The organism is Roseburia inulinivorans DSM 16841 (assembly GCF_000174195.1).
GTDB lineage: Bacteria > Bacillota > Clostridia > Lachnospirales > Lachnospiraceae > Roseburia > Roseburia inulinivorans.
In genome coordinates, this window is the sequence record NZ_ACFY01000043.1 from 1 (window position 1) to 1,544 (window position 1,544).

General features: G+C 45.3%; 2 protein-coding genes. Both read left to right on the forward strand.

Annotation, left to right across the window (positions count from 1 at the left end; genetic code table 11):
- Window positions 1–239 (forward strand): LytTR family transcriptional regulator DNA-binding domain-containing protein (locus ROSEINA2194_RS04600; RefSeq protein WP_007883960.1); only part of this gene is annotated, 239 nt, incomplete at its 5' end.
- A gap of 203 nt (window positions 240–442) precedes the next feature.
- On the forward strand, window positions 443–1,543 hold the full coding sequence (locus ROSEINA2194_RS04605; RefSeq protein WP_227970601.1) for an ATP-binding protein: 1,101 nt from the start codon (window positions 443–445) through the stop codon (window positions 1,541–1,543).
- Window position 1,544: the final 1 nt, after the last annotated feature.

Here is a 1,544-nt window from a genome sequence, read left to right on the forward strand (position 1 = left end):
CATATTTTTATGGAAAACTGAATAACGTAGAGAAGGAACTCGCAAATAGTCGGAAATATTTCCTCCGTATCCACCAGTCCTTCCTTGTGAATTACGATTATATAACAAAAATGAATTTTTTTAACATAACAATCAGTATGAATGGGAAAGAGATGGAACTGAAAATCAGTGAGGACCGACAGAAGGAAGTGCGCCGACAGCTCTGCACAATGGCAGCGGGAAAGGCGGTTATTGAATGAGGGGATATCTTTCCGTTATATCGGGCTTTCTGCTTCCGGCACTGCAGCTTCTGATTATACAGAGATACATAACGACCCTTTTCGGTCCAGGAAACAGAAAGCCTGCAGGCATAATCAGCTGGTTTTTATACTATGCTTTCCTTGTGGCAACAGGGTTTGAACTCCTGTTCCCTCCGCAGTTTCTTCTGGTCTGGAATATCTTTATGGTATTTATGATCAGTACCGTTACCAGAAAAGAGAGCCTGAAAAGACGCTGTATCAGCACCCTTCTTATCTGTACGGCATGGATGCTGGTAGAGGTCATTGTGCTGCTGGTCTTAGAGGCAATTGGAACAGATGAAAGCGTCATTAATGATGCCGGAAGCTTCGCATCCAAGATGTGTATGCTTCTGCTTTCAGTACTGCTTGGCCGTTACGCAAAGAAAAAACAGTATGCGGAAATCCCGCTGCGTTATTTCATCATAATTCTTTTGGTACCGGCGAGCAGCATTTATATGATGCACCATATCCTTCACATGGCAGCATTTCATACGGAATATTCTTTTTTCTCGGTGGCTGCGGGCATACTTCTCCTGCTTGTCAATTACGTGATTTTTACGGTGTATGACCGGATGGGACAGGCAGCGGAGCTTCAGTCCCGGAACCGGCTGTATGAACAGCAGTTAGATTTATGCAGCCATCAGGCAGAGGAACGGGAGGGTTATTATCTGGAACTGCGGCGGATGCGGCATGATATGAAGAACCACTTATCGGGGATTCTTGGCATGGTAAATGCCGGACAGACAAAAGAAGCCAGTGATTACATACAGAAGATGCTGGATGATGGTATCGGAACCGGCGCAGACGAAATCTCCCACACCGGAAACATCGTGGTGGATTCCCTTGTGAACCATAAGTATGCCCTTGCCCAGAAGGACGGCATCCAGTTTGAGGCAAGGGTATTTATTCCGTCCGTACTGCCGTTCCAGAGCGGACACCTTGCCATTATCTTCGGAAATCTGCTGGAAAATGCACTGGAGGCCTGTAGGAAGCTGCCGCAGGAACAGAGATATATCATGCTGGAAGCTACTTATATAAAAGAAATGCTCCAGATTTGTATAAAAAATGGTAGTCCAGAGAAATTAAAAAAAGACAACAGCGGACGATACCTTACCACAAAGAAGGATACCGGCTGTCACGGAATTGGTCTTGCCTCGGTAGAACAGGCACTGGCTGATTATGATGGGGAACTGTTTACCCAGCATGAAAAAGGAGAATTTCAGGTTTCTGCGGTGTTGTATAGTAATTCCATAGAGGAAAAATGAC